The 25,250-nt window shown below is 58.7% G+C and carries 17 protein-coding genes; 9 read left to right on the top strand and 8 right to left on the bottom strand.

From position 1 onward, the window contains the following. The first annotated feature begins 1 nt into the window (after position 1). Genes QMZ29_RS23740 through ssuB form a run of 4 tightly spaced genes read left to right on the top strand, consistent with a single transcriptional unit; the run spans position 2 to position 3,711 of the window. Positions 2–967 carry a sulfonate ABC transporter substrate-binding protein gene (locus QMZ29_RS23740; RefSeq protein ID WP_261423677.1) on the top strand — a complete coding sequence of 322 codons (966 nt, stop codon included), beginning with the start codon at positions 2–4 and terminating at the stop codon, positions 965–967. A 19-nt stretch (positions 968–986) separates the two neighbouring features. Then, positions 987–2,135 carry an FMNH2-dependent alkanesulfonate monooxygenase gene (gene ssuD / locus QMZ29_RS23735; protein ID WP_025302298.1) on the top strand — a complete coding sequence of 383 codons (1,149 nt, stop codon included), beginning with the start codon at positions 987–989 and terminating at the stop codon, positions 2,133–2,135. Between the two features lie 11 nt (positions 2,136–2,146). After that, positions 2,147–2,941: an aliphatic sulfonate ABC transporter permease SsuC gene (ssuC, locus tag QMZ29_RS23730; RefSeq protein WP_167324982.1), complete on the top strand. Its 795-nt coding sequence runs from the start codon at positions 2,147–2,149 to the stop codon at positions 2,939–2,941. Then, positions 2,938–3,711, top strand: a complete 774-nt coding sequence (gene ssuB / locus QMZ29_RS23725) for an aliphatic sulfonates ABC transporter ATP-binding protein (protein ID WP_025302296.1) — start codon at positions 2,938–2,940, stop codon at positions 3,709–3,711. Before ssuC ends, ssuB begins: the two co-directional genes overlap by 4 nt. Before the next feature lie 52 nt (positions 3,712–3,763). Here the strand turns inward: ssuB and pepN are convergent, their stop codons facing one another. Continuing rightward, a complete protein-coding gene (gene pepN / locus QMZ29_RS23720; RefSeq protein ID WP_261423678.1) occupies positions 3,764–6,382 on the bottom strand; it encodes an aminopeptidase N in 2,619 nt (872 codons plus the stop codon). A gap of 337 nt (positions 6,383–6,719) precedes the next feature. Here pepN and QMZ29_RS23715 point away from each other — a divergent pair, with 337 nt between their 5' ends. The 5 genes from QMZ29_RS23715 (at position 6,720) to QMZ29_RS23695 (ending at position 14,358) form a co-directional block, all read left to right on the top strand. After that, the gene (locus tag QMZ29_RS23715) at positions 6,720–8,420 is read left to right on the top strand and encodes a GGDEF domain-containing protein (RefSeq protein WP_025302294.1); all 1,701 of its coding nucleotides are present in this window, start codon (positions 6,720–6,722) and stop codon (positions 8,418–8,420) included. A gap of 255 nt (positions 8,421–8,675) precedes the next feature. After that, on the top strand, positions 8,676–9,881 hold the full coding sequence (pncB, locus tag QMZ29_RS23710) for a nicotinate phosphoribosyltransferase (RefSeq protein WP_043137639.1): 1,206 nt from the start codon (positions 8,676–8,678) through the stop codon (positions 9,879–9,881). Between the two features lie 212 nt (positions 9,882–10,093). Further along, positions 10,094–11,494, top strand: a complete 1,401-nt coding sequence (gene asnS / locus QMZ29_RS23705) for an asparagine--tRNA ligase (protein ID WP_004928205.1) — start codon at positions 10,094–10,096, stop codon at positions 11,492–11,494. A 301-nt stretch (positions 11,495–11,795) separates the two neighbouring features. Further along, positions 11,796–12,923 carry a porin OmpC gene (gene ompC / locus QMZ29_RS23700; protein WP_025302292.1) on the top strand — a complete coding sequence of 376 codons (1,128 nt, stop codon included), beginning with the start codon at positions 11,796–11,798 and terminating at the stop codon, positions 12,921–12,923. Positions 12,924–13,167: 244 nt separating this feature from the next. Then, positions 13,168–14,358 carry an amino acid aminotransferase gene (locus QMZ29_RS23695; RefSeq protein ID WP_049208028.1) on the top strand — a complete coding sequence of 397 codons (1,191 nt, stop codon included), beginning with the start codon at positions 13,168–13,170 and terminating at the stop codon, positions 14,356–14,358. A gap of 77 nt (positions 14,359–14,435) precedes the next feature. Here QMZ29_RS23695 and QMZ29_RS23690 read toward each other — a convergent pair whose 3' ends face one another. The 7 genes from QMZ29_RS23690 to cmoM all read right to left on the bottom strand — a co-directional run bounded on the left by QMZ29_RS23690 (position 14,436) and on the right by cmoM (position 25,164). After that, positions 14,436–15,083, bottom strand: coding sequence for an MBL fold metallo-hydrolase (locus QMZ29_RS23690; protein WP_025302290.1), 648 nt, complete (start codon positions 15,081–15,083; stop codon positions 14,436–14,438). Between the two features lie 64 nt (positions 15,084–15,147). After that, entirely contained in the window at positions 15,148–15,696 is a 549-nt protein-coding gene (gene mepK / locus QMZ29_RS23685) for a peptidoglycan L,D-endopeptidase MepK (RefSeq protein WP_025302289.1), read from the bottom strand. 180 nt (positions 15,697–15,876) lie between these two features. Then, positions 15,877–17,685 (bottom strand): L,D-transpeptidase, encoded by a 1,809-nt coding sequence (gene ldtD, locus QMZ29_RS23680; RefSeq protein WP_025302288.1) that lies wholly within the window; start codon positions 17,683–17,685, stop codon positions 15,877–15,879. Between the two features lie 220 nt (positions 17,686–17,905). Then, positions 17,906–22,354 carry a chromosome partition protein MukB gene (gene mukB / locus QMZ29_RS23675; RefSeq protein ID WP_043137650.1) on the bottom strand — a complete coding sequence of 1,483 codons (4,449 nt, stop codon included), beginning with the start codon at positions 22,352–22,354 and terminating at the stop codon, positions 17,906–17,908. Continuing rightward, complete coding sequence (gene mukE / locus QMZ29_RS23670; protein ID WP_004928226.1) at positions 22,351–23,079, bottom strand: chromosome partition protein MukE; 729 nt, start codon at positions 23,077–23,079, stop codon at positions 22,351–22,353. The genes mukB and mukE overlap by 4 nt, the downstream gene beginning before the upstream one ends. Continuing rightward, positions 23,060–24,382, bottom strand: coding sequence for a chromosome partition protein MukF (gene mukF / locus QMZ29_RS23665; RefSeq protein ID WP_004928228.1), 1,323 nt, complete (start codon positions 24,380–24,382; stop codon positions 23,060–23,062). The genes mukE and mukF overlap by 20 nt, the downstream gene beginning before the upstream one ends. Further along, positions 24,379–25,164, bottom strand: a complete 786-nt coding sequence (gene cmoM, locus QMZ29_RS23660) for a tRNA uridine 5-oxyacetic acid(34) methyltransferase CmoM (protein ID WP_025302286.1) — start codon at positions 25,162–25,164, stop codon at positions 24,379–24,381. Before cmoM ends, mukF begins: the two co-directional genes overlap by 4 nt. Positions 25,165–25,250 lie beyond the last annotated feature (86 nt).

The following is a 25,250-nucleotide window of genomic DNA, read 5'->3' as shown; positions in this document are numbered from 1 at the left end:
AATGAAACAACGCAACGCTTTGCGACGTTGGCTGAGCGCCGCGGCCTTCACCGGCCTGCTGTCGCTGGTCTGGGCCAACGCCGCCGTCGCGCAGGATCCGGCGCAATTTCGCATCGGTTACCAGAAAGGATCGGTGAGTCTGGTGCTGGCGAAAAGCCACCGGCTGCTGGAGGAACGCTTCCCCGCCACCCGCATCAGTTGGATTGAATTTCCCGCCGGCCCGCAGATGCTGGAGGCCTTGAACGTCGGCAGCATCGATCTGGGCAGCACCGGTGATATTCCGCCGATCTTTGCGCAGGCCGCCGGCGCGGATCTGCTGTATGTCGGCGTTGAGCCGCCCAAACCGAAGGCCGAAGTAATCCTGGTGCCGGAAAATAGCCCGATCAAAACCGTCGCCGATCTGAAAGGCCATAAGGTCGCGTTCCAGAAAGGATCCAGCTCACATAACCTGCTGCTGCGATCGCTGCAAAAGGCCGGACTGAAATTTACGGATATCCAGCCCGCCTATTTGACGCCCGCCGATGCGCGCGCCGCATTCCAGCAGGGCAACGTCGATGCCTGGGCTATCTGGGATCCTTATTATTCCGCCGCGCTGCTGCAGGGCGGCGTGCGGGTGCTCGGCGACGGCACCGATCTGAACCAGACCGGTTCCTTCTATCTGGCGGCGCGCCCCTATGTCGAAGCCAATGGCGCCTTTATCAGCCAGGTCCTGACGGTGCTAACCCAGGCCGATGCACTCACCCGCAGCGACCGGGCGCAAAGCGTGACCCTGCTGGCCAACGCCATGGGGCTGCCGGAACGGGTGATCGCCAGCTATCTGGATCACCGCCCTCCGACCGCCATCACACCGCTCGATGCGCATACGATCGCCGCGCAGCAGCAAACCGCCGACCTGTTTTACGCCAACCGGTTGGTGCCGGTGAAGGTCGACATCTCGCAACGCATCTGGCGCCCAAGCGCGCAATAAATACGGGGGAACATTGACGATGAGCCTGAACGTTTTCTGGTTTTTACCCACCCATGGCGACGGCCACTATCTTGGCAGCGCGCAGGGCGCTCGCAGCGTCGATCACGGTTACTTGCAGCAGATCGCCCAGGCGGCGGATCGGCTGGGATTCGGCGGTGTGCTGATCCCCACCGGTCGCTCTTGCGAAGACTCCTGGCTGGTGGCCGCCTCGTTGATCCCGGTCACCCAGCGGCTGAAGTTTTTGGTCGCGTTGCGGCCGGGCATCATCTCCCCTACGCTGGCGGCGCGTCAGGCGGCGACGCTGGATCGCCTGTCCAACGGGCGCGCGCTGTTCAATCTGGTCACCGGCGGCGATCCGGAAGAGCTGGCGGCGGAGGGGTTACATCTCAGTCATGAAGAGCGTTACGAGGCCTCGACCGAGTTCACTCATATCTGGCGCCGGGTACTGGAAGGCGAAACCGTCGATTTCGACGGCAAGCATATTCAGGTGAAAGGGGCCAAGCTGCTGTTCCCACCGGTGCAGCAACCGCGTCCGCCGCTCTATTTCGGTGGATCCTCCGCCGCCGCGCAGGATCTGGCCGCCGAACAGGTAGAAATGTACCTCACCTGGGGAGAGCCGCCGGCGCAGGTCAAAGAGAAGATCGAGGAAGTACGCGCCAAAGCGGCGGCGAAGGGCCGACAGGTGCGTTTCGGCATCCGTCTGCATGTCATCGTGCGGGAAACCACCGAAGAGGCCTGGCGCGCCGCCGATCGGCTGATCGCCCACCTCGATGAGGAAACCATCGCCAACGCGCAGCAGGCCTTTGCGCGCTTCGACTCCGTCGGCCAACGGCGCATGGCGGCGCTGCACGGCGGCAAGAAGGACAACCTGGAGATCAGCCCGAACCTGTGGGCCGGCATCGGCCTGGTGCGCGGCGGCGCCGGCACCGCGCTGGTGGGCGATGGCCCGACGGTCGCCGCACGCATGCAGGAATACGCCGATCTGGGCATCGACACCTTTATTCTCTCCGGCTATCCGCATCTGGAAGAGGCCTACCGCGTCGGCGAACTGCTGTTCCCTCACCTCGATCTGGCGCAGGAAGAAACGCCTGCGCGCCTTCAGCCGGTGCGCCCGCAGGGCGAAGTGGTGGCCAACATTTATGTTCCGCAAAAAGTGTCGCAGAGCTGAGGAGCACCCCGATGGCAAATAACGTACAACGCATCCTGTATCGGCTGGCTCCCTGGGCGCTGCCGTTGGCGCTGGTGATCCTCTGGCAAATCGCCGTCGAAACTGGCTGGCTGTCCAACCGCATTTTGCCTGCGCCGAGCGCGGTGCTCGCCGCCTTCTGGCGCCTGAGCCAAAGCGGCGAGCTGTGGCAACACCTGAGCATCAGTAGCCAGCGCGCGTTGATCGGCTTTGCCATCGGCGGCAGCATCGGACTGATCCTCGGTTTTATTACCGGGCTTTCGCGCTGGGGCGAACGCCTGCTGGACAGCTCGGTGCAAATGATCCGCAACGTGCCGCACCTGGCGCTTATCCCGTTGGTGATCCTGTGGTTCGGCATCGATGAATCCGCCAAGATCTTTTTGGTGGCGCTCGGTACGCTGTTCCCGATTTATCTCAATACCTATCACGGCATCAAGAACATCGATCGCGGCCTGTTGGAGATGGCCCGCAGCTACGGCCTGAGCGGTTTCCGCCTGTTTACACAGGTGGTGCTGCCGGGCGCACTGCCGTCGATTATGGTCGGCGTGCGTTTCGCTCTCGGCTTCATGTGGCTGACGCTGATCGTCGCCGAAACCATTTCGGCCAACTCAGGCATCGGCTACCTGGCGATGAACGCGCGTGAATTCCTGCAAACCGACGTGGTGGTGGTGGCGATCGTGCTGTACGCCCTGCTCGGCAAGCTGGCGGACGTGGGCGCGCAGCTGCTGGAGCGCGTCTGGTTACGCTGGCATCCGGCCTATCAACTGAAACAGGGAGAAGCGCTATGACCCTTCCCGCTCGCCTTGCCCAAGGCACGCCGGTGACGCTGGAATCCATCGGCAAACGTTACGGCAACCGCACCGTGCTGGACAATATTCAGCTGCGCATTTCCGCCGGGCAGTTCGTGGCGGTGGTCGGCCGCAGCGGCTGCGGCAAGAGCACCCTGCTGCGCCTGTTAGCCGGCCTGGAACAGGCCAGCAGCGGCGCGCTGCTCAGCGGCAACGCGCCGCTTGCCGCCGCCAAAGAGGATACCCGGTTGATGTTTCAGGATGCGCGCCTGCTGCCGTGGAAAACGGTGATCGACAACGTGGGCCTGGGGCTGCGCGGCCACTGGCACGACGCGGCGCTGCAGGCACTGGACGCGGTCGGTTTGGCGGATCGCGCCCGCGACTGGCCGGCGGCGCTGTCCGGTGGACAAAAGCAGCGGGTCGCCCTGGCGCGCGCGCTGATCCACCGCCCCCGCCTGCTGCTGCTGGACGAACCGCTCGGGGCGCTGGATGCCCTGACGCGCATCGAGATGCAAGGGCTGATAGAGACACTGTGGCAACAGCACGGTTTTACCGTACTGCTGGTGACGCACGACGTCAGCGAAGCCATCACGCTGGCGGATCGGGTGATCCTGATTGAAGAGGGCCACATCGGACTGGATCTGAGCATCGATCTGCCGCGGCCACGCCGCAAAGGTTCGGCCAGGCTGGCGGAACTGGAAGCTGAAGTGCTGGAGCGGGTATTATCACCGCCGGTCACCGCGGCCAGTTCACGCCAGGCGGCGAATTGAACGAAAAAAGGGACGGCGCAGGCCGTCCCTTATCTATATCAGCGTGAAAAGATCAGGCGTCGAGCGCCTTACTGATCTTCTCGTACAGATCGCCGGACAGGTTTTCCAACCCTTTCAGCTGTTCCAGCGCCTTGCGCATCAGCGCCTGGCGACCCGCGTCGTAACGCTTCAGGCGAATCAGCGGTTCAATCAGGCGCGCGGCGATCTGCGGGTTGCGCTGGTTGAGATCGCTGAGGATCTCCGCCAGGAACTGATAGCCGCTGCCGTCCGCGGCATGGAACGCCGCCGGGTTGCCGGAAGCGAAGCCGCCAATCAACGAGCGGGTGCGGTTCGGGTTGCTCAGGCTGAACGAGCGGTGTTGCAGCAGCGCGCGCACCTTGCTCAACACGTCTGCCGATGGGCTGCTGCCCTGCAGCACGAACCATTTGTCCATCACCAGGCCATCCTGATGCCAGCGCTCGTCGAACGCCGCCAGCAGCGCATCGCGGCACGGCAGCTGGGCCGCGACCGCAGCAGACAGCGCCGCCAGCGATTCGGTCATGTTGTCCGCCTGGCGATACTGTTCGCTCACCAGATGGTCCGCCAGCACCACATCTTCGCCGAACGCCAGATAGCCCAGGCATACATTGCGCAAGGCGCGCTTGGCGATCTCGGCGTGCTCCACGCGGTAGCCGTCGGTCTTGTTGGCGTGATACACCGCCAGCCACTCATCGGCCAACTCCCGCGCCAGGCAGCGTACGATCGCTTCGTGCACCGCGGCGATCGCTTCTGGATCGATAGTGGCGAACAGCTCGGCGATTTCGTTCTCCGACGGCAAGGTCAGGATCTGCGCCGCCAGCGCCGGATCCAGTTTTTCGTCCAGCAGCACCGCGCGGAACGCATCGGCCACGTGCAACGGCAGCGACAGTGGCTGCTTCTGCTGGTGCCGCGCCACGTTCAGTTTGATGTAGGTCGCCAGCAGGCTCTGTGCCGCATCCCAACGCGCAAATTCATTGCGTGCGTGCTGCATCAGGAAGGTCAGTTGCTGATCGCTGTACGGATAGTCCAGTTTCACCGGTGCGGAGAACTCGCGCAGCAGCGAGGGCACCGGCTTGTGCGCCACGCCGTCGAACACGAAAGTCTGCTCCGCTTCGGTGACGTTCAGCACATTGTTGACCGGCAGCCCCCCCTTTTGTAAGGGAATGACGTTGCCTTCACTGTCGTACAGTTCGATATCCAGCGGGATATGCAGCGGCAATTTCTCCGGCTGATCGGCGGTCGGCGCGGTTTTCTGACTGACATGCAGGCGATATTGCTGGGTTTCCGCATCGTACTCGTCGCGCACCGTCAACAGCGGCGTGCCGGACTGGCTATACCAACGGCGGAAGCGCGACAGATCCACGTTGGACGCGTCCTCCATCGCCTGCACGAAGTCATCGCAGGTAGCGGCGCTGCCGTCGTGGCGTTCGAAATAGAGCTGCATCCCTTTCTGGAAGTTCGCTTCCCCCAGCAGGGTGTGCATCATGCGGATCACTTCAGAACCTTTTTCATACACCGTCAGGGTGTAGAAGTTGTTCATCTCGATCACTTTGTCCGGGCGGATGGCGTGCGCCATCGGGCTGGCGTCTTCGGCGAACTGCGCGCCGCGCATTACGCGCACGTTATCGATGCGGTTGACCGAGCGCGATCCCAGATCGGAACTGAACTCCTGATCGCGGAACACCGTCAGCCCCTCTTTCAGGCTGAGCTGGAACCAGTCTCGGCAGGTCACGCGGTTACCGGTCCAGTTGTGGAAGTATTCGTGGCCAATCACCGCTTCGATGTTCAGGTAATCCTTGTCGGTGGCGGTTTCCGCCTTCGCCAGCACATATTTGGAGTTAAAGATATTTAACCCTTTGTTCTCCATCGCGCCCATATTGAAGAAATCGACCGCCACGATCATATAAATGTCGAGATCGTATTCCAGACCGAAACGGGTCTCGTCCCACTTCATCGAGTTCTTCAGCGACGTCATCGCCCAGCCGGCGCGATCCAGATTGCCGCGATCGACGAACAGCTCCAGTGCGACCTTACGGCCTGAACGGGTGGTGAAGCTGTCGCGCAGCACGTCGAAGTCCCCCGCCACCAGCGCGAACAGGTAGCAAGGTTTCGGGAACGGATCCTGCCATTGCACCCAGTGGCGGCCATCGGCCAATTCACCCTGGCCAATGCGGTTGCCGTTTGACAGCAGGAACGGATAGCGCGCCTTGTCGGCCACGATGCGAGTGGTAAAGCGCGCCAGCACGTCCGGGCGATCCTGGTAATAGGTAATGTGGTGGAAGCCTTCGGCTTCGCATTGCGTGCACAGCGCATCGCCGGACAGGTACAGCCCTTCCAGCGCGGTGTTTTTCGCCGGGTGAATGTCGTTGACGATGGTAAGAGTGAATTGTGCCGGCAACTCATCGATGATCAGCTGGTTATCCTGCTGACGGTAGGCGCTCCACGGTTGGCCGTCGACCTGAATGCTCACCAGCGTCAGATCTTCACCATCCAGCACCAGCGGTGCACCGGCCGTGCCCTGACGTTTGATTTTACTGACGGCGGTCACGCGCGTGGTTTCCGCGTCCAGACTGAAGTCCAAATCGATATCGGTCGTGGTGTAATCGGGCGCGCGATAGTCGTGGCGGTATTTTGCCTGTGGCTGTTGTGTCATAAAAACCCTTAAACATCTCAGTGAGTTATAGGTGCCAGGCCGCTCTTCCCCTTCGTACCGCAGCCGGTGTGTTTCCCGGCAGCGCGCGGCGGGCCTGAATTGTGAATAAACTGTATCACAGCTGGCCGAAAAGCCCAGAGCCGCCGGGCGACCACGATAGAGAAATCAGAGGCAAATCATAAATCGTCCGTCTGGCGGCAGCGCGGGTGACCAATGGCCAAATAAAAATCAGCATTTAATGCTAAAAAACCACCATCGGGGGGCGCCGGCATAGTTGAGGCGGCTCAGGCGGCATGGTGGTATAATTGCGGCATCAGGCCCAGGGATGACTCGCACTATGAAAATCAAATACGCAATCTATTTTTTTACCCTGTGCCTGATGACCTCCTTCTCTCTGTTCATCGTCGATGAGCTGCTTGAAGCCCATACCGATTACCGCGACAACCAACTCAACCTGTACAAAATTGATCGCGCCAAAGAAATCTCCGAAGCCTTCCAGGCGGCGCTGCAGGCTCACCGTCTCAAACGATTGAGCCTGATCGATCCTCAGATCACCCGCGCGCAATGTTTGGCCGCCGATCGGGTGGCGCGCGAGAGAATCACCCGGATCCGCGAACATCTGGACGATGAGGTCGCCAGACAGCTCGGGGTTCGGCAAAAAATTGCCGCGCTGTCGATGATCGGCCTGATGGAACAGTTGCTGGATAATGACAACCTGCAGCTTTCGCAGATCAATAACACCAACGCTAATCTGTTCAACATCAACAGCGCCTATTACATCTCGCAAACCAGCAAGAGCTATTACCGTTATACCTACGATACCCGGATGGTGGATACCGACTCCTTTATGTTTCTCGAGGCCATCCGTCTCAATAACCGGCTGAATATGTCACTGACGGAATTGAGCGACCAGATTATCGACGTCAATGTAAGCCCGCTGGTTCGCAAAGACGCCTATCTGAAGTCCATTCAACTGACCGGCGTGCTGAACGCCCTGAGCACCCGATTGATCTTCATGAAGATCAACTACGACGATGGACAAATCACCGACATCGTCAATGCGTTGCTCGCCCAGGTGTCCGCTGAACGCCTTCAACAGATTACCGATGGGCTGTACACCGCTATCGATACCCACAAGCCCTATCCCACAGCGCTTATTTCGCGCTATGTCGACGATGTGAGCGGGCTTTCGCAGGCGCTGTATCAGCGCAGCTTCGAATTGGAAACCCTCGCCTCGCGCCACAAGATTTACGACAGCCAGACGACCATTTACGGCATGATCGCACTTGCCGGCCTGGTGGTATTGCTGTTCATTTTGCCGGCGCTGGTGTTCTGCACCAGCATCAACCGTTGGCTGACCAAGACCCACAACAATATCGTACGGCTGTCGCGCGGTGAGATGAATATCGATCGCAACGACGCCTTCTACAGCCAGGAACTGATCGCCATCAGCGACGCCATTCAGCAGCTCAGGCAATACCAGTTGGACAAGGTCTCGCTGGAGAGCGAGAAACAACTGCTGATTAAAGAGCTCGAGGCCTCTTCCTTCCTCGATCCGCTCACCAATATCTACAACCGTCGTAAATTCTTCCTTGAATCTCAGCTACTGGGCGACGGCAGCTACCCGCAGGCCTTTTGCCTGATCGATATCGACAACTTCAAACAGCTCAACGACAGCTACGGCCACGACGTGGGCGACCGGGCGCTGGTGGCATTCGGACACCTGCTGCAACGCGCGTTCCGTGCCAGCGACATTTTCTGCCGCTACGGCGGCGAAGAGTTTGCGGTGCTGCTGGGTAACTGTTCGTTGGACAACGCGCGGGACATCATGGAGCAATTGCGCGCCCGCACTCATCGCCTGACGCTACACCTGGCCGACGGACGGCAAGTGCATTTCACCACCAGCTGCGGCATCGCGCCGGTCAACGCGTTCACCGCACTGCAGGCGGCGATCAAACAGGCGGACGAAGCGCTCTATTTTTGCAAAAAGAGCGGCAAGGATCGGGTCAGCGTGCATACCGAAGCCGGCTTTATCTGATTCGCTGTTTAAAATAATTAACATTATAATTTTTATGACTAATTAGGCTAAGTCATTCACCTTACAGGCATATCTGGCTTTTTTTTCTCCCCGTCGCCGCCAGGCCGTCATAAAGGCACGTTTAATCCTCGACCCGCTTTGGTGATTTATGGTGTGATGCAGCTTCAATAACAGGATAATCCGGGTATACTCCACCCCCACTTTTATGATTATCCGGATTTGGACACGCGCCTGACGAGGATGCTGTAACGCGCTATGACTCAATACGCTTCCCCGATTTTGACATCACTGCTTGATACCGATGCTTATAAGCTTCATATGCAGCAAGCAGTGTTCCATCGCTATCCCGCGATCAGCGTGGCGGCGGAATTCCGCTGCCGCGGCGACGAACTGTTGGGCGAATATGCCGACGAGATCCGCGCGCAGGTGGCGCTGATGAGCCGGCTGGCGCTGACCGACGCCGAATTCGCTTATCTTTCGGGTCTGCCCTTCTTCCGTCAGGATTACCTGAACTGGCTGCGCACGTTCCGCTACGATCCGCAGCAGGTCACCATCGACAACCGCGACGGAAAACTGCACATCCGCATCGCCGGCCCCTGGCGTGAAGTGATCATGTGGGAAGTGCCGTTGCTGGCGGTGATCAGTGAAGTGGTGCACCGCCGGCGCTCGCCGCTGGCGACGCCGGAACAGGCGGTGGCGCATCTGCAAACCAAGCTGGCGCAGTTCAAGGCGCTGGCGGGCGATCTCGACCTTTCGCGCTTCAAGCTGATGGACTTCGGTACCCGTCGCCGTTTCTCTCAGGGCGTGCAGCAGGCCATCGTCAGCACCTTGCAGGCCGAATTCCCGTACCTGTCGGGCACCAGCAATTACGATCTGGCTCATCAGCTCGGCCTGGCGCCGGTCGGCACGCAGGCGCATGAATGGTTCCAGGCGCATCAGCAGATAAGCCCGGTGCTGGCCAACAGCCAGCGCGCCGCATTGCAGGCCTGGCTGGATGAATACCCGGATCAGCTCGGCATCGCGCTCACCGACTGCATTACCATGGATGCCTTCCTGCGCGACTTCGGCCCGCAGTTCGCCGAGCGTTATCAGGGGCTGCGCCACGATTCGGGCGATCCCGTCGAGTGGGGTGAAAAAGCCATTGCCCACTATCAGAAACTGGGCATCGATCCGATGAGTAAAACGCTGGTGTTCTCGGACAACCTGGATCTGGAAAAAGCGCTGGCGCTCTATCGCCACTTCTATCAGCGCATCAATCTCAGCTTCGGTATCGGCACGCGCCTGACCTGCGATATTCCGGGCGTTAAGCCATTGAATATCGTGATCAAGCTGGTCGAATGCAAAGGCAAGCCGGTGGCTAAACTCTCCGACAGCCCCGGCAAGACCATCTGCCAGGACCAGGCTTTCGTCAGGGCCCTGCGCAAAGCCTTCGATCTGCCGCTGGTGAAGAAAGCCAGCTGAACCTCCTCTATATAGAAAGAAAGCCGGCCTGGTTCACGCGCCGGCTTTTTTGTTTTTATCCCGACCGCCCTCTTTTCAGTCAGCCGCAATAATGTTGCGCCAATCCGATGATTTCTGCTTGTGCTCTGCACCGCGGCAAGTAACATAGCCATTACCCCCATATTCTTGGGTTGTAAGCTATTTCTAAACCAAATTATTAAAGAGAGAAATCTATGAGCGTAGTGCCTGTAGTCGACGTACTGCAAGGTCGTGCTGCGGTTGACAGTGAAGTCACCGTACGCGGCTGGGTACGTACCCGGAGAGATTCAAAAGCTGGTATCTCCTTCCTGGCCGTCTATGACGGTTCCTGCTTTGATCCGTTACAGGCCGTCGTTAATAATTCTCTGCCGAATTATCAGGATGAAGTGCTGCATCTGACTACCGGCTGTTCGGTTGAAGTCACCGGCAAAGTCGTCGCTTCACCGGGCGAAGGCCAGAGCTTCGAACTGCAGGCTACCGCGATCAAAGTGGTCGGCTGGGTCGACGATCCGGACACTTACCCGATGGCGGCCAAACGTCACAGCATCGAATACCTGCGCGAAGTGGCTCACCTGCGCCCGCGTACCAACCTGATCGGCGCCGTGGCGCGCGTGCGTCATACGCTGGCGCAGGCGATTCACCGCTTCTTCCATGAAAATGGCTATTTCTGGGTGTCCACCCCGCTGATCACCGCCTCCGATACCGAAGGCGCCGGCGAGATGTTCCGCGTGTCCACGCTGGACCTGGAAAACCTGCCGCGCACCGACAAGGGCGCCGTCGACTTCAGCGAAGACTTCTTCGGTAAGGAAGCCTTCCTTACCGTTTCCGGCCAGCTGAACGGCGAAACCTACGCTTGCGCGCTGTCGAAGGTTTACACCTTCGGCCCAACCTTCCGCGCCGAAAACTCCAACACCAGCCGCCACCTGGCGGAATTCTGGATGATCGAGCCGGAAGTGGCCTTCGCGACGCTGGACGACGTTGCCGGCCTGGCCGAAAGCATGCTGAAGTATGTGTTCCAGGCGGTGCTGGATGAACGCGCCGACGATCTGAAATTCTTCGCCGAGCGCGTGGATAAAGACGCTATCGCTCGTCTGGAACGTTTCGTTTCTTCCGATTTCGCCCAGGTGGACTACACCGACGCCATTGAGATCCTGCTGGCCTCGGGCCAAACCTTCGAAAACCCGGTTTCCTGGGGTATCGATCTCTCTTCCGAACATGAACGTTACCTGGCGGAGAAACACTTCCAAGCGCCGGTGGTGGTGAAAAACTACCCGAAAGACATCAAAGCGTTCTATATGCGCATGAACGAAGACGGCAAAACCGTTGCGGCCATGGACGTGCTGGCACCCGGCATCGGCGAAATCATCGGCGGCTCGCAGCGTGAAGAACGCCTCGACGTGCTCGATCAGCGTCTGGAAGAGATGGGTCTGAATAAAGAAGACTACTGGTGGTATCGCGATCTGCGCCGCTACGGCACCGTGCCGCATTCCGGTTTCGGCCTGGGCTTTGAACGTTTAATCGCCTATGTCACCGGCGTGCAAAACGTGCGCGATGTGATTCCATTCCCACGCACGCCACGTAACGCAAGCTTCTAATTTATACGATCACTCGTTTTTTAAACGATTTCGTTACAAAACAAAGGCCAGCCTCGCTGGCCTTTCGCATTTTTTAATATTGACGCACGTCACAAAGTTCCCGAAAAATTACATTTGGTTACACATACTTTCCTTTTGCAACCTGATTGGGACATTGGTATCATTTTCGTCCTAGATTAACCCGCCTGTGAATGGAACACTGCGTTCAGACACAGGACGACACCAATCTATCAACAATAGTTCCCAAAGAATTATTGGCGGCAGTGGCAAAGGTGTCCGAATAACACCAATGAGGGTAATAATGATGAAGCGCAACATTCTTGCAGTGGTTATCCCGGCTCTGTTGGCTGCTGGTGCAGCAAACGCAGCTGAAATCTACAACAAAGACGGCAACAAGCTGGATCTGTACGGCAAAGTTGACGGTCTGCACTACTTCTCCGACGACAAAGGTAACGACGGCGATCAGACCTATGTTCGTTTCGGCTTCAAAGGTGAAACTCAGATTACTGACCAACTGACCGGTTACGGCCAGTGGGAATACAACGTCCAGGCTAACCACTCCGAATCTCAGGGCACCGAAGGCACCAAAACCCGTCTGGGCTTCGCCGGTCTGAAATTCGCTGACTACGGCTCCTTCGACTACGGCCGTAACTACGGCGTACTGTACGACGTGGAAGGCTGGACCGATATGCTGCCAGAGTTCGGTGGCGACACCTACACCTACACCGACAACTTCATGACCGGCCGTACCAACGGCGTTGCGACCTATCGTAACAACAACTTCTTCGGTCTGGTTGACGGTCTGAACTTCGCTCTGCAATACCAGGGCAAAAACCAGAACGACGGTCGTAACGTCAAGAAACAAAACGGCGACGGCTGGGGTATCTCCTCTACTTATGACATCGGCGAAGGCGTAAGCTTCGGCGCTGCATACGCTTCCTCCAACCGTACCGACGATCAGAAACTGCGTTCCAACGAGCGTGGCGACAAGGCTGATGCATGGACCGTGGGTGCGAAATACGACGCCAACAACGTTTACCTGGCGGCGATGTACGCAGAAACCCGTAACATGACCCCGTTCGGCGGCGGTAACTTCGGTCCAGGCTGTGCAGCTACCGATGACAAGTGCGGTGGCTTCGCGAGCAAAACTCAGAACTTCGAAGTGACTGCTCAGTACCAGTTCGACTTCGGTCTGCGTCCAGAAGTGTCTTACCTGCAGTCTAAAGGTAAAAACCTGAACGTCCCAGGCGTAGGTTCTGACCAAGATCTGGTTAAATATGTTTCTGTTGGTACCACTTACTACTTCAACAAAAACATGTCCACCTACGTTGATTACAAAATCAACCTGCTGGATGACAACGAGTTCACCAAAGCAACCGGCACCGCTACCGACGATATCGTAGCTGTTGGTCTGGTGTACCAGTTCTAAGTTGTCTCGCTTAACGGCGGTTTACCGTCGGCTAAGTTAAAAAACAGGGCTTCGGCCCTGTTTTTATTTGTGTCTTCCGGTAACGTTTTATCCTGCAGATTTCCCCTTCCCCATCATTTTTTCTGTCGAATCCTTCCCGTTCACAAGATCGCGGTGTTTTTATCGCAAACGGTTGGCAAAGCCGATAACTGGCGCTACCCTGATGCTTCTGTCTGCTTAACTCCGAGATTTGGAAGCACCTGACATGTTTGAAAAAATCACCGCCGCACCCGCCGACCCGATCCTGGGCCTGACCGACATTTTCCGCGCCGACGCCCGCCCGAATAAAATCAATTTAGGGATTGGCGTTTATAAAGACGAAACCGGTAAAACCCCGGTGTTAACCAGCGTAAAGAAAGCTGAACAGTATCTGCTGGAAAATGAGATCACCAAAAACTATCTCGGCATTGAAGGCATCCCGGCGTTTGCCAGCTGCACGCAAGTGCTGCTGTTCGGTAAAGAGAGCCCGATCGTCGCCGATCGTCGCGCACGTACCGCACAGACGCCAGGTGGCACCGGTGGCCTGCGCGTGGCGGCAGACTTTATCGCCAACCAGACCAGCGCCAAGCGCATCTGGATCAGCAACCCAAGCTGGCCGAACCACAAGAACGTCTTTAGCGCCGTGGGCCTGGAAGTCCTGGAGTACGCCTACTACGACGCCGCCAACCACGCATTGGATTTCGACGGCCTGCTGAACAGCCTGAAACAAGCCCAGGCCGGTGATGTGGTGCTGTTTCACGGCTGCTGCCATAACCCGACCGGTATCGATCCAACGGCGGAACAGTGGGCACAGCTGGCTGAGCTTTCCGTGGCCAATGGCTGGCTGCCTCTGTTCGACTTCGCCTACCAGGGCTTCGCCAAGGGTCTGGAAGAGGATGCGCAGGGCCTGCGTATTTTCGCCGCCAAACATCAAGAGCTGATTGTCGCCAGCTCCTACTCAAAAAACTTCGGTCTGTACAATGAGCGCGTCGGCGCTTGCACCATTGTAGCTGCCGATGCCGAAACCGCCGAGCGCGCCTTCAGCCAGGTAAAAGCGGCTATTCGCGCCAACTACTCCAACCCGCCGTCACACGGCGCCGCCGTTGTCGCCACCATTTTGGGTAACGATGCGCTGCGCGCGATGTGGGAGCAGGAGCTGACCGACATGCGCCAGCGCATTCACCGCATGCGTCAGCTGTTCGTGAACACCCTGCAGGAAAAAGGCGCCCAACAGGACTTCAGCTTCATCATCCAGCAGAATGGCATGTTCTCCTTCAGCGGTCTGACCAAAGAACAGGTGCTGCGTCTGCGCGAAGAGTTTGGCGTCTACGCCGTGAACTCAGGCCGGGTGAACGTGGCCGGCATGACGCCGGACAACATGGCACCGCTGTGTGAAGCCATCGTCGCCGTGCTCTAAATGCATCGAAACAGGTCATAAATCATAAAAAAAGGGCGCTCTATGCGCCCTTGATTATTTCTGCCGGGAAATAATCGCTACCACACTGCCGGCTCTTCTCGCAGGAACGGGTTGGTCTGGCGCTCGTGGCCAAAGGTCGACATCGGGCCGTGGCCAGGAATAAAGCGCATATCGTCGCCCAATGGCAGCAGCTTGGTGCGAATAGAGGCGATCAGCGCCTGATGGTCTCCACGCGGGAAGTCGCTGCGCCCTACGCCACCGTTAAACAGCACGTCGCCCACCAGCGCCAAACGCGCTTGCTCATTGATAAAGACGATGTGGCCCGGCGTATGCCCGGGGCAGTGCAGCACCTTGAGCGTCATTTCGCCCACCTGCATCTCATCACCTTCTGATAGCCAGCGAGTCGGCGTCAGCGGCGCACACTCTTCCAGCCCGAACATCCGGCTCTGCGCCGGCAAACCATCCAGCCAAAAAGCGTCTTCTTTATCCGGGCCGTAAATCGGCACCTGATAATGGTCCGCCAGCTCCGCCGCCGCACCAACATGATCCAAATGGCCGTGGGTCAGCAAGATCTGAGTGATCATCACCCCCTGCTGCGCGACTTCCGCTTTGATTTTTTCCGCTTCACCGCCGGGATCGACCAACGCCGCTTGCTGCGTGTTTTCACACCAAATCAGGCTGCAGTTCTGGCTAAAAGCGGTAACGGGAATAAGATGGTATTTCATAAGGCTCCAACGACAATAACGCCGCTTCCGCAAGGGACGGCGTTATTCACTGACGGCACAGCGGTTACCAGGTCCGAACCGGGCCGGTATCGATGTGTACGAAGTTGCTACGTGGGTAATATCCTACACCACCGGCGCGCATTTTTAACGCCGCTTTACGGATATTACTCAATTGGATACCTTCGATATGGAAATCCATCGCCTGGCCCTTGGTGTGGTAGCTGTGCTTGGCCACGCCGCGGCTGTGTGCGCGCAATTCGTTGTTGGTATCTACGGAACGGTATCCGGAGATCAGCTGCACCGGCTTGCTGGTGCCCAGCAGCCCCTGCAGACGATAAAGGTGATCAAACAAGCGGGGATCGATCGATTTAACCTTGTTGGCGCGATAATCGCGGAACAGATGATTTAACCGCACCAACTCTTCTTTATTGTAACCTTTGCCGTCAAAGAACTCGGCTTTAATAGATTCACCGGTATTCAGGTTATTCAGCACTAAAATACGCGGTCGAGCGGTGGAAAGACTGGCAAACGCCTGCCCTGGAAGCAGCGCTATGCCCATAGCAGCGCCACCTAGCGCCAGCCATTTACGGCGGTGATGATCAATTTTGTCCATGACTCTGTTAAACCCGGCAAGAATGTCAAAATAAATGCACAAAGCAGCGCACTGTCCGAACCATAACCGCCTGCGTATGCTGAGTCAACCCGCGATACGCCTAGGTTTACAGGCCCCCGGCTACGGGGGCCTGCGGTATAGCCAAACATTCTGACCGTTATTTATTTATAATTACTGCATTTACTGCATTAATTTTTTGGCCTGAGCCAAAATTTGTGCGCCCGATCGCACCGTATTATCATAATTGTAAATATCTGTACGGAATTGCGGTTGGCCGTCATCCGAAACCCAGGCGGTCAGATAATACAGTTTTACGGGAATACGCTGGCGAATATTCACATAAGTGGTATTCCCCTCTTTCAGCGTGGAAGACACGCGGCTGTTGTTCCAGCCGGCGTCCTGCAGCAGCATATTCGCCAAATCGGACGCCTTATTCACCCTCACGCAGCCGGAGCTGAGCGCGCGGATGTCTTTCTGGAACAGGCTGTGGTTCGGAGTATCGTGCAGGTAGATGGCGTCCGAGCTCGGCATATTGAACTTGAAGCGCCCCAGCGAGTTGGTCGCTCCCGGCGCCTGACGGACGCGATACGGGAAGTTACGCGCAGAGACCATGCTCCAGTCGATCATAGACGGGTTGATCACTTCTGCATCGTTGCTCCAGCCCGACAGCACGGTGTAGCCGTGTTTCTGGAAATAGTTACCGTCGCGCATCGCCTTCGGCACGATATCCTCACGCACCAGCGTGGTCGGCACGTTCCAAGGCGGGTTGACCACCACGTTGTTCAACGCGCTGCTCATCAGCGGCGTCTTGCGGCTCGGCCGCCCGACGATAACGCGGGAGGACAACACTTCGTTGCCGTTCTGATAGTAGGTCAGCGAGTAATTGGGAATGTTCACCATAATGCCGGTGCCGACATGCCCCGGTAAAATTCGCAGACGTTGGATATTCAACGCCAACAGCGCGGCACGGGTTTTCGGTGACACGTTGAGCCACTCGCGAGTGCGTACGCCGATCACGCCGTCCGCCGTCAGCCCCTGCCATTTCTGGAAGCGCTTGACGCCCTCCGCCAGCTCGTCGGTATAGAGATTGTCGCTCACCACGCTGCCGATCTGCGGCGGCGTCTGTTCCGCGGTCAGCTCCGTCACCGGCGCCGCCGATGGGCTGACCGTCACGCGGCTTTTCTCTTCGTCTACCGTCAGCCCGCCGTCGTCGGGCTCATTGCTTTTCGCCGAGACCACCGCCGGTTCCGCTTCCGCTTCCGGCGCCGAGGTGGCCAGCATACCGGTGCGCGTCAGGATCTCACGCAGCGCCGGGATATCATTGCTCATTTGGCCTGGGCGCAGGCTCGGGCCACTGCCCACCTGGGGCCAAGGGCGATTGTCCGCCAGCAAGTCGCGCAGCGCCTGATGCATCTTGGCGTATTGCGGATGTTGCGGCGCGAGCGAATTCACGTAGCTCAGGGTACGCGCCTGGCGCACCGCCAGCTGCCACTGATTAATCACTGCGGTGGGCGGCAAGCCAAGCTTGTAGGGAATATTGCTGTACAGCCAGTTGTTGCCGTTGGCGCCGATCGCGGACACGAACTGCAAATAGCCCAGCATCGCATCGGACAACACCACATCGCGGCCCACTTCATTGAGCGCCGGATCGGTCAACATCTTCACCCACTGGGTGAACTGCGGCTGCACGCCGGACATCGCCAGCTCGGCCAGCTGCTGCTGAAACTGCTGAACGGCTTCGCGATCCTGCCACATCGGCTGCATATGGTTCGCCGCATACAGCGGCGCCAGCGTGGACAGGTAGTGCAAATCCATGCCGCGCGGCAACGCGGCCAGCAGTTCAGAACGGCTCTGCGCAACGGACATGCCTGCTGATGCCACTGGTAACGCCGCTACGGTGGCCGATGCGGAAAACGACGACACAAGACTACAGGCGATAGCGCCACTCAGCGCCAAACGTCGTAGAGAGTTTCCCTTTTTAAGCAACATCCCTTGCCCCCTGTATGCTCACAAAAAAAACGTCAAAAACTGCATATAGTTTCAGTATACAAACAGAAAGGCCGTTTCGCCCTGCGGGCGTCGAATTACTGTTTATCTGATTAAACTAACCGCTTTTCAACGGATAAAAAAGCAGGACTATCATCCACGCGTACAAAAAAATAGCCACCCTACGGCGGCTATTTTCGGATTTTTAGGGCGTTTTTCTACCTTACTGCGTTTCAACCGACGCAGTGCCCAGCGCCGGCGGCTCGCCGGCAAAACCGCGCAACCCCACCACGTGCACATGCTCGTGGTTCTGGAACACCTTACGCACCAGTTTATAGGTGGTGCCCTTCTCTGGACTGATGTTTTCCGGCGCCGCGATGATGAGCTGCATCTCCAAACGGTCGCACAGTTCGAACAGCGTGGCGATCGACTTGGCATCCAGACGCGCCGCTTCATCGAGGAACAGCAGGCGACACGGCGAGATGTCTTTGCCGCGCAGACGGCGGGACTCTTCTTCCCAGCTCTGTACCACCATCACCAGAATTGACATCCCGGTACCGATGGCTTCACCGGTCGACAACGCGCCGCTTTCCGCACGCAGCCAGCCGTCGGAGCCACGGTACACTTCCACTTCCATCTCCAGATAGTTGCGGTAGTCCAGCAACTCCTCGCCGATGGTCTGTGGCGTGCGCTGCCCCATGTCGATCTGCGGATTCAGGCGCTGGTAAAGCTTGGCCAACGCTTCGGAGAAGGTCAGGCGGTTACTGTTAAACAGATCCTGATGTTGTTCCTGTTGCTCAGAGAGCACGTCCAACAGGGTGGCGTGCGCTTCTCGCACATTGACGTTCAGGCGCACGCTCTTCACCTGGCCGAAGGAAACGGCCTGCAGCCCCTGGTTCAGCATGCGAATACGGTTCTGTTCGCGCTGAATGGTTTTGCGAATGATGTTGGCCACGCTTTTCGAACTGATCGCCAGCTTCTGCTCGCGCGCGGTCAGCTCTTCGGTTAGACGGCCCAGCTCGATCTCCATCTGCTCGATGGCCTCGACCGGATCGTCGGTGCGAATGATGTCCTGGCGGATACGCTCGCGCAGGTGTTGGTACACCGCGATATAGAACTGAATCTTGCGCTCCGGCCGCTTCGGATCTTCCGACAGGCGCAGCACGTCTCGCAGGTGTTCGTTGTCCGCCACGGCCAGACGCAGCGCACCGAGCGCCTTATCCGACATCGAACGCAGCTCGTCGCCATCCATATACGCCAGCTCGCGGCGATGCAGGCGGCGTTCCACGCCATTGTCTTTCACCAGACGCATCACCGCGCACCAGCCCGCCTTGGCGGTCACCACCTGCTCGCGCAGCTGATGATAGTCGCGTTCCAGCTTGCGCAGTTTCTTCTGCAGGCCGTCCATTTCGGCTTCGCAGAAGGTCAGCTGTTTCTCCAACTGATTGCGACGAGCACGGTTGTTGCTCAACGCCGTATGCAGCTCGTCGCGGCGCTGGCGCGCACGCGCTTCGGCGTTGGCGTCGGCCTGCACGCCGATATCCACCAGCTCCTGGCTCAGCTCTTTCAGCATGTCGCGCTTGGCGTCATACGAACTTTTCAGCGAGGCCAGCACCTGGCTGTACTGGGTGAACTGGGTTTGATACTGACGCAGCTGTTCACGGGCACGGGCGCGTTCGGCTTCCGCCTGCTCCAGGCGCTGACGCAGCTTGTCGTTGAGATCGTTGTTGGCATTCTGCATGCCGGCGGAGTCGGTATAGCTGAAATGCGCGCGGCGCTGCACCACTTCCGTCAGCGCGAACGCCTGCTGTTTGGCCTGGCGCTGCACGCTTTGCGCCTGCGCGTAGTCCTGCTGCAGCTGTTCATGCTGCTGCGGATCGCTCTGCAGCACCGACAGCAGCGGCTCCAGCTTGGTCAGCGACACGCCGTGCTGCTGAATATGACGCGCGGCGTCCTGCGCCTCTTCCAGCTCTTCGCGGATCTCGTCGACGCGATCCTGCAGCGTTTCATCGTTCAGCAACGATACCAGCGGCATCAGGCGGTTGAGCGCGGAAATGCCCTCTTTGGCCTGATCGTACTGCTGACGCTGCTGCTGGTTCTGCGCTTCGTGATTGTTCAGCGCGCGTTCGATTTCGCCACGGCGGGCGCTCAAACCGCGGATCTCCGCTTCCGGGTCAGCGTCGAACGCCACCGCCAGATGGGTGCCGATAAAGCGGCTGAAGGCCTGGTGTGAACGCTGGGTTTTCTGCACGTCGAACGACAGCGTGGCGTAGCGCTCCGCCAGCGTTTCACGCTCGGCATGCAGCACTTCCAGACGGTTTTCGCGCGCCGCGCGGCCGAACAACGGCACTTCCGGATAACGAGAATAACGCCACTGGCGATCGGCGATCTTCACCACCACCGCTTTGTCCTGCTCTTCGACGGCGAACACGCTGTCATCGAACGACTGCGGATCCCCTTCGATCAGGTAAAGATCTTCCGGGCAATCTTCCAGCCCTTCCAGCATTTCGCGCACCAGCGACAGATCCGGCACCACGATGGCGTGGCGCGAAGGGCCGTACAGCGCCGAGAAGTAAGGCGCGTCGTCGATGGTGACATCATCGTAAATTTCCGACAGCAGCACGCCGCCGAAACGTTCGGCCAGCGTGACCAGGCGTTGATCTTCCGCGCCGCCCGGCTGGCTGAGACGTTCGATCTGCGCTTCCACTTCACGTTTGCGGGCCGCCACTTCGTCGCGCTCGACGGTGGTTTCACGCTCGCGCTCCAGCAGCTGCTGCATGTATTCGGTCACCTGCTGGCTGTTTTCCAGCGGCTCTCCGCTCTGATCGCTGAGCTGGCCCAGGGCGTCCTGCGCCGCCAGCCACACCGGGGCACGCGCCGTCAGCTCACGGATGCGCTGCTGGATCTGCTCCAGTTCCTGGCGCATCTCCATACGGCGTTCACCGGCTTCGCTGACGTTCTGCGACAGCGCTTCCAGGCGCTCTTCAAGCTCCTGTTGCAGCATGTCGAGATCGTCCGGCTGGTACTCTTGACCATGGCGTTTGCAAAATTCGTTCAGCAGGCGTTCGGCGTCCTGCTGCGAGCGCAGGCGCTGTTCCAGTTCGCTCAGGCGCAAACGCAGCGGCTGAACGCGCTCGGCGAGGTGTTGCTGCGAAGGCCAGTCGCGCAGCAATTCGCGCGCGCACTGCCAGGCTTCGCTGCGGCTGACCTGGCCGGCAATTTTACCCACCAGCTGATAGGCCTGTTCGAACTGGCCGTGTGCGGCGTCGGCCACGCTCAGCTTCTGTTCCAGCATCAGCAACGCTTCGGTCGCTTCCTGCTCGCGGGCCTGGAAGGTGTCCAGCCACTGTTCTGCGTTGTCGGCGGTCAGGTCCGGCAGTTGGCACAGCGCGCGCGCGCGCTCCAATGCCTGCAGCGCCTGTTGGTACTGAATGGCGCGGGTCTGCTGCACGTCGAGCGCCTGCTGGTAGTCGGCCAACTGGCTCTTCAGTTCGTCCACTTCCAGCTCGGCCGCTTCGGCGCGCGCCTCGTTTTCGGCCTGCTGCTCGCTCGCCTCGGCCACCACTTCGTTCTGCTCTTCCAGACGGTAGGTCAGCTCTTCCAGATCGGCTTCATAGCGTTCGATCTTCTCCTGCTGACGCATCGCCGTCTGCACCAGATTCAGGTGGTCGCTGGCGGCCTGGTAATCGGTTTCCAGATCGGATTCGGCGCCGCTCTGTTCGCTCAGCTCGCGCGCCATTTCCACATGGCGATACTGTTCGGCGGCCAGCTGCTTGCGGCTGCCCAACAGATCGCTGCGCAGCGCCAGCGCGCCGTCCAGATGGATGCGGCGTTCGTTGGCGTGGCGCATATAGTCCGCCGCCACATAGGAGGTGGCCTCGGAGATCAAATGCTTGAACAGGTCGCGATCCGACTGGGTGACGCGGATCGCTTCCAGCGTCATGCGGTTTTCGCGCAGCGCCGCTTCCATGTCCTGGAACGCCTTGCGCACGCCGCTGTTTTCCGGCAGCAGGTAATCGCGCAGCGAGCGGGTGATGGCGCTGGAGATACCACCGTACAGCGACGCTTCAATCAGACGGTAGAATTTGCTGCGATCGGCGGACGAACGCAGGCGTTTCGGGATCACGCCCAGATCGAACATCAGCGAGTGGTAATCGGTGATGGAGTTGAACTGCTTGAACTGCACGCCCTCCATCTCTTCCACGCGCTCTTTCAGCTCTTGCAGCGACAGCACGCGCGCCTGGCGATCGCCCACGGTCTGGGTCAGCAGTTCGGTCGGCTGTACCGCGGTCGGCAGGCCCTGGATGGTGAAAGGTTTGATGTCGACCTTACGATCGCGCCCTGCCACCTGCTGCAGGCGCACACCGACCACCACGCGCTGGTGGCGCGAGTTGACGACGTCGAGGGTGGAGTAACACACGCCGGCACGCAGCTTGCCGTGCAAGCCTTTGTCGCGCGAACCGCTGGTGGCGCCCGCTTCGGTGGTGTTACGGAAGTGCAGCAGCGTCAGGTCGGGGATCAGTGCGGTGACGAAGGCCGCCATGGTGGTGGACTTCCCCGCCCCGTTACCGCCGGACAGCGTGGTCACCAGCTCATCCAGATCAAAGGTACGGGCGAAGAAACCGTTCCAGTTAACCAGCGTCAGCGAGCGAAATTTACCGCGTTCAATCATTCCTGTTCATCCTCTGCACCGTCAGGAGCGTTATCAACCTGCTGATCCTCAGCGTCATTCTCATCGTTCAGCGACAGGCTGGTTTCAACCGGCATCGCCTCGCCGTCGCGAATCATGCGCAGCTGCGCTTCACGCGGATCGTCGCCGCTGCGCACGTCGGCGCCGAAGCGGAACACCGCCTCGGTAATGCGGAACTTGCTGCTGTCATTGCCCATGAAATAGACCATGCCGAGGCGGCGCAGGCGGTTCAGCGAGGTGCGCACCTTCTCGTGCAGCTTCTGCCGATCGAGATCCGAACCGGTGGAGCGCTGGTTGACGAACTTCAGCAGCTTGTTCTCATCCGCCAGGCTCAGCAGCTCGTCGTACAGCTCCTGATGGCTGAAAATGCCTTCGTGCGCCAGGCGCTCGGGGCTGAGATACAGGTAGCACAAGATCTTGCCGACCATCATATCCAGCTCGGACAGCACCGAACGCGGGATCAGCGTGGTGGAGCGCGGGCGCAAATAGAAGAAACCTTCCGGCGCCCGAATCAGCTCGACGCTGTAACGGTTGTAAAATTCTTCCAGCTCATCCTGGAAATCCATTAAAAAGGCGTGGTTGTCCAACTCATCGATACCGATGTGACGACCCGCGCGCAGTTGGCTATCCAGCGCCGGGAACAGCGAGTTGGACAACGCTTTGGCCAGCTTGACTGGCATTACTTGTTCAATATTTGTCGATGACATGGGCCTGGACCTTGGCTCCGTAATCATTGATTGCCTGCCATTCCGCCGGCAACCCTGAGAAATCTGCTTCAGCCACACCGAGGCGCACTGCCTGGTCGACCACTAAACGTGCCACGTCGAAATGACGCGCACGCGGGTATTGCGCCAGGTAATCGCGCATCACCGCTGCAAGATTGAGCGGCATCTGCTGTTCCTGGTACACCTTCAGCGCCTCTTCGATCATCGCCGCCAGCTGTTCGCGAATTTCGCTGAACTCTTCGAACTCCAGATCCGGCGGCAGTTCCCCGGTCACTTCCTCGCTGCGCAGCGCCAGTTCTTCGTCGCGCATGTCCAGCAGACGATCGGCATTGGCATGGGTCAGCGCCCACGGGTGGTCGAAATAGGTTTGCACCGACTGGCGCAAGCGTTGGGCGAACACGCGGTTTTTATCCATATCGATAGCGGTACGGATAAATTTATGTACGTGGCGATCGTAACCGATCCACAGGTCGATCGCCTGCTGACCCCAGCTGATGATGCGATCCAGCTTGCTCTGCAGATCGAACACCAGCTTGTCGACGAAGCCGAGCTCCACGTTGCCGAGGGTTGCGTCCTGGATGCGCAGCAGATTGGCCTGCAGCTTGTCGCCCGCCGCATCCAGCGTATCCTGCAGTTCGCGCAGGGTGCCCGAGGTTTCCGACAGCAGCATTTCGCAGCTGGAGATCGCCGCCCGCCAGTCTTTGCTCAGCAGCGCCGCGATGTCGTTTTTCACGCTCTGCTGCTGCTCGTCCATCACACGTTGCGTCATGTCGATGCTGTCGAAGATTTCCGCCACCGAATATTTCAATGGCGCGAACACGTTGCGATGCCAATGGAAATCGTCGCCGCCCTCGTCGGCGGCATCGGCGGCGCGTTTGAGTTCCTGCGCCACGATCGACAGCTGCATCGACAGACGCAGCGTGGAGAATTCGCGTTGGCGAATATAGTAATCGGTAATGCCGATACCCAGCGGCGTCAGGCGGTAAATCGCGTTGCCGTCCGCCAGTTCGCTGGTAAAGCGGTTCAACAGGCGCTGGCGCACCATGTCGTTGATCGCATTGTTGGCGCGCATCGCCACCGTTTCATGCGTCTGTTCAAAACCCTTGCTGACATGGCGAAATGCATCAACCAGCTCACCTTCGCTCATCTCGCCGTCCAGCCGTTCGCCGTTCAGGGTGGCGATGGCAAGCAGAAATGCGAGACGCTCCGTAGGGAGCGAAATAGAGAAATCATTTTTCCGTGCCCAGGCGACCAGTTCGGGTACTGTCTGGGAAAATTCACTCATAGTTCGTCCTTCAGGTTTGGTTTATGCGCCATGACGTGAATATAGCGCCCCAAACTCACGTACGGCTCCTGCCGGCAATAGTGCTGTTCAAGCGCCAGTAACTCTTCAAATTTTTGTGTTTGCAGCTGTCTGCTCTGCAGGTAGTCGTGAAACACCCGCACGCCGGTTTTGCCGCTGATGCGCATGCCCAGTTGTTCCAGCCAGCCGTAGACCAATAGCGGATCGTGCGGATATTGTGGCGACAGCGAACGCTTGCGGCGCCGTCTGACTTCGGGATCCACCAGTTGGAAATTACCCAACACCACGTTACGCATCAAGAGACCGTTAGCGTTGAAGAACATCAGCGACAGCGCGCCACCCGGCGTCAGACAGTCGCACAATGCCTGCAGTGCCGCTTCGGGTTCGGCGATCCATTCAAGCACTGCATGAAACAATATCAGATCAACCGGCTGTTCCAAATGTTGAGCGATATCCTGCGCAGAACTTTGTACGAATTGCATGTTCTGGCTCACACCTTTCTGCTCCGCCAGCTGCGCGGCGCGCTGGATCATCTCACCAGAAAGATCGCACAACAACACCTGATGTCCTAATTCTGCCAGTTGGCAGGCCATATGGCCTTCCCCGCCCCCGGCGTCAAGGATGCGCAGCGGCCGCTGCGGCAACTGCGCCAGCAGCCCGGTCAGATCCTGCCAAACCACCGCCTGGCGGATTTTTCCTTTCGTGGTGCCGTAAATATTACGCGCAAATTTTTCAGCAATATCGTCAAAATTGCGATCCTGCATGGACAACGGCTCCGCTGATCTCATTCTTGCGGCGGCAAAGCGCACGCCCATTCAAACCTGCTATTTTGGCACAGACTGGCTTAGAA

It is taken from the genome of Serratia sp. PF-27 (assembly GCF_030053255.1).
In the GTDB taxonomy this organism is placed as follows: Bacteria; Pseudomonadota; Gammaproteobacteria; order Enterobacterales; family Enterobacteriaceae; genus Serratia; species Serratia bockelmannii.
This window is presented reverse-complemented; position numbering and strand designations above follow the sequence as displayed.

What these genes read in the sequence shown, in the direction of transcription:
- ldtD (WP_025302288.1), bottom strand. Translation starts at nt 17,685, where the DNA reads ATGTTGCTTAAAAAGGGAAACTCTCTACGACGTTTGGCGCTGAGTGGC.
- mepK (WP_025302289.1), bottom strand. Translation starts at nt 15,696, where the DNA reads ATGGACAAAATTGATCATCACCGCCGTAAATGGCTGGCGCTAGGTGGC.
- ompC (WP_025302292.1), top strand. Translation starts at nt 11,796, where the DNA reads ATGATGAAGCGCAACATTCTTGCAGTGGTTATCCCGGCTCTGTTGGCT.
- mukF (WP_004928228.1), bottom strand. Translation starts at nt 24,382, where the DNA reads ATGAGTGAATTTTCCCAGACAGTACCCGAACTGGTCGCCTGGGCACGG.
- QMZ29_RS23690 (WP_025302290.1), bottom strand. Translation starts at nt 15,083, where the DNA reads ATGAAATACCATCTTATTCCCGTTACCGCTTTTAGCCAGAACTGCAGC.
- ssuB (WP_025302296.1), top strand. Translation starts at nt 2,938, where the DNA reads ATGACCCTTCCCGCTCGCCTTGCCCAAGGCACGCCGGTGACGCTGGAA.
- ssuD (WP_025302298.1), top strand. Translation starts at nt 987, where the DNA reads ATGAGCCTGAACGTTTTCTGGTTTTTACCCACCCATGGCGACGGCCAC.
- asnS (WP_004928205.1), top strand. Translation starts at nt 10,094, where the DNA reads ATGAGCGTAGTGCCTGTAGTCGACGTACTGCAAGGTCGTGCTGCGGTT.
- pepN (WP_261423678.1), bottom strand. Translation starts at nt 6,382, where the DNA reads ATGACACAACAGCCACAGGCAAAATACCGCCACGACTATCGCGCGCCC.
- ssuC (WP_167324982.1), top strand. Translation starts at nt 2,147, where the DNA reads ATGGCAAATAACGTACAACGCATCCTGTATCGGCTGGCTCCCTGGGCG.
- QMZ29_RS23740 (WP_261423677.1), top strand. Translation starts at nt 2, where the DNA reads ATGAAACAACGCAACGCTTTGCGACGTTGGCTGAGCGCCGCGGCCTTC.
- QMZ29_RS23715 (WP_025302294.1), top strand. Translation starts at nt 6,720, where the DNA reads ATGAAAATCAAATACGCAATCTATTTTTTTACCCTGTGCCTGATGACC.
- mukE (WP_004928226.1), bottom strand. Translation starts at nt 23,079, where the DNA reads ATGTCATCGACAAATATTGAACAAGTAATGCCAGTCAAGCTGGCCAAA.
- cmoM (WP_025302286.1), bottom strand. Translation starts at nt 25,164, where the DNA reads ATGCAGGATCGCAATTTTGACGATATTGCTGAAAAATTTGCGCGTAAT.
- pncB (WP_043137639.1), top strand. Translation starts at nt 8,676, where the DNA reads ATGACTCAATACGCTTCCCCGATTTTGACATCACTGCTTGATACCGAT.
- mukB (WP_043137650.1), bottom strand. Translation starts at nt 22,354, where the DNA reads ATGATTGAACGCGGTAAATTTCGCTCGCTGACGCTGGTTAACTGGAAC.
- QMZ29_RS23695 (WP_049208028.1), top strand. Translation starts at nt 13,168, where the DNA reads ATGTTTGAAAAAATCACCGCCGCACCCGCCGACCCGATCCTGGGCCTG.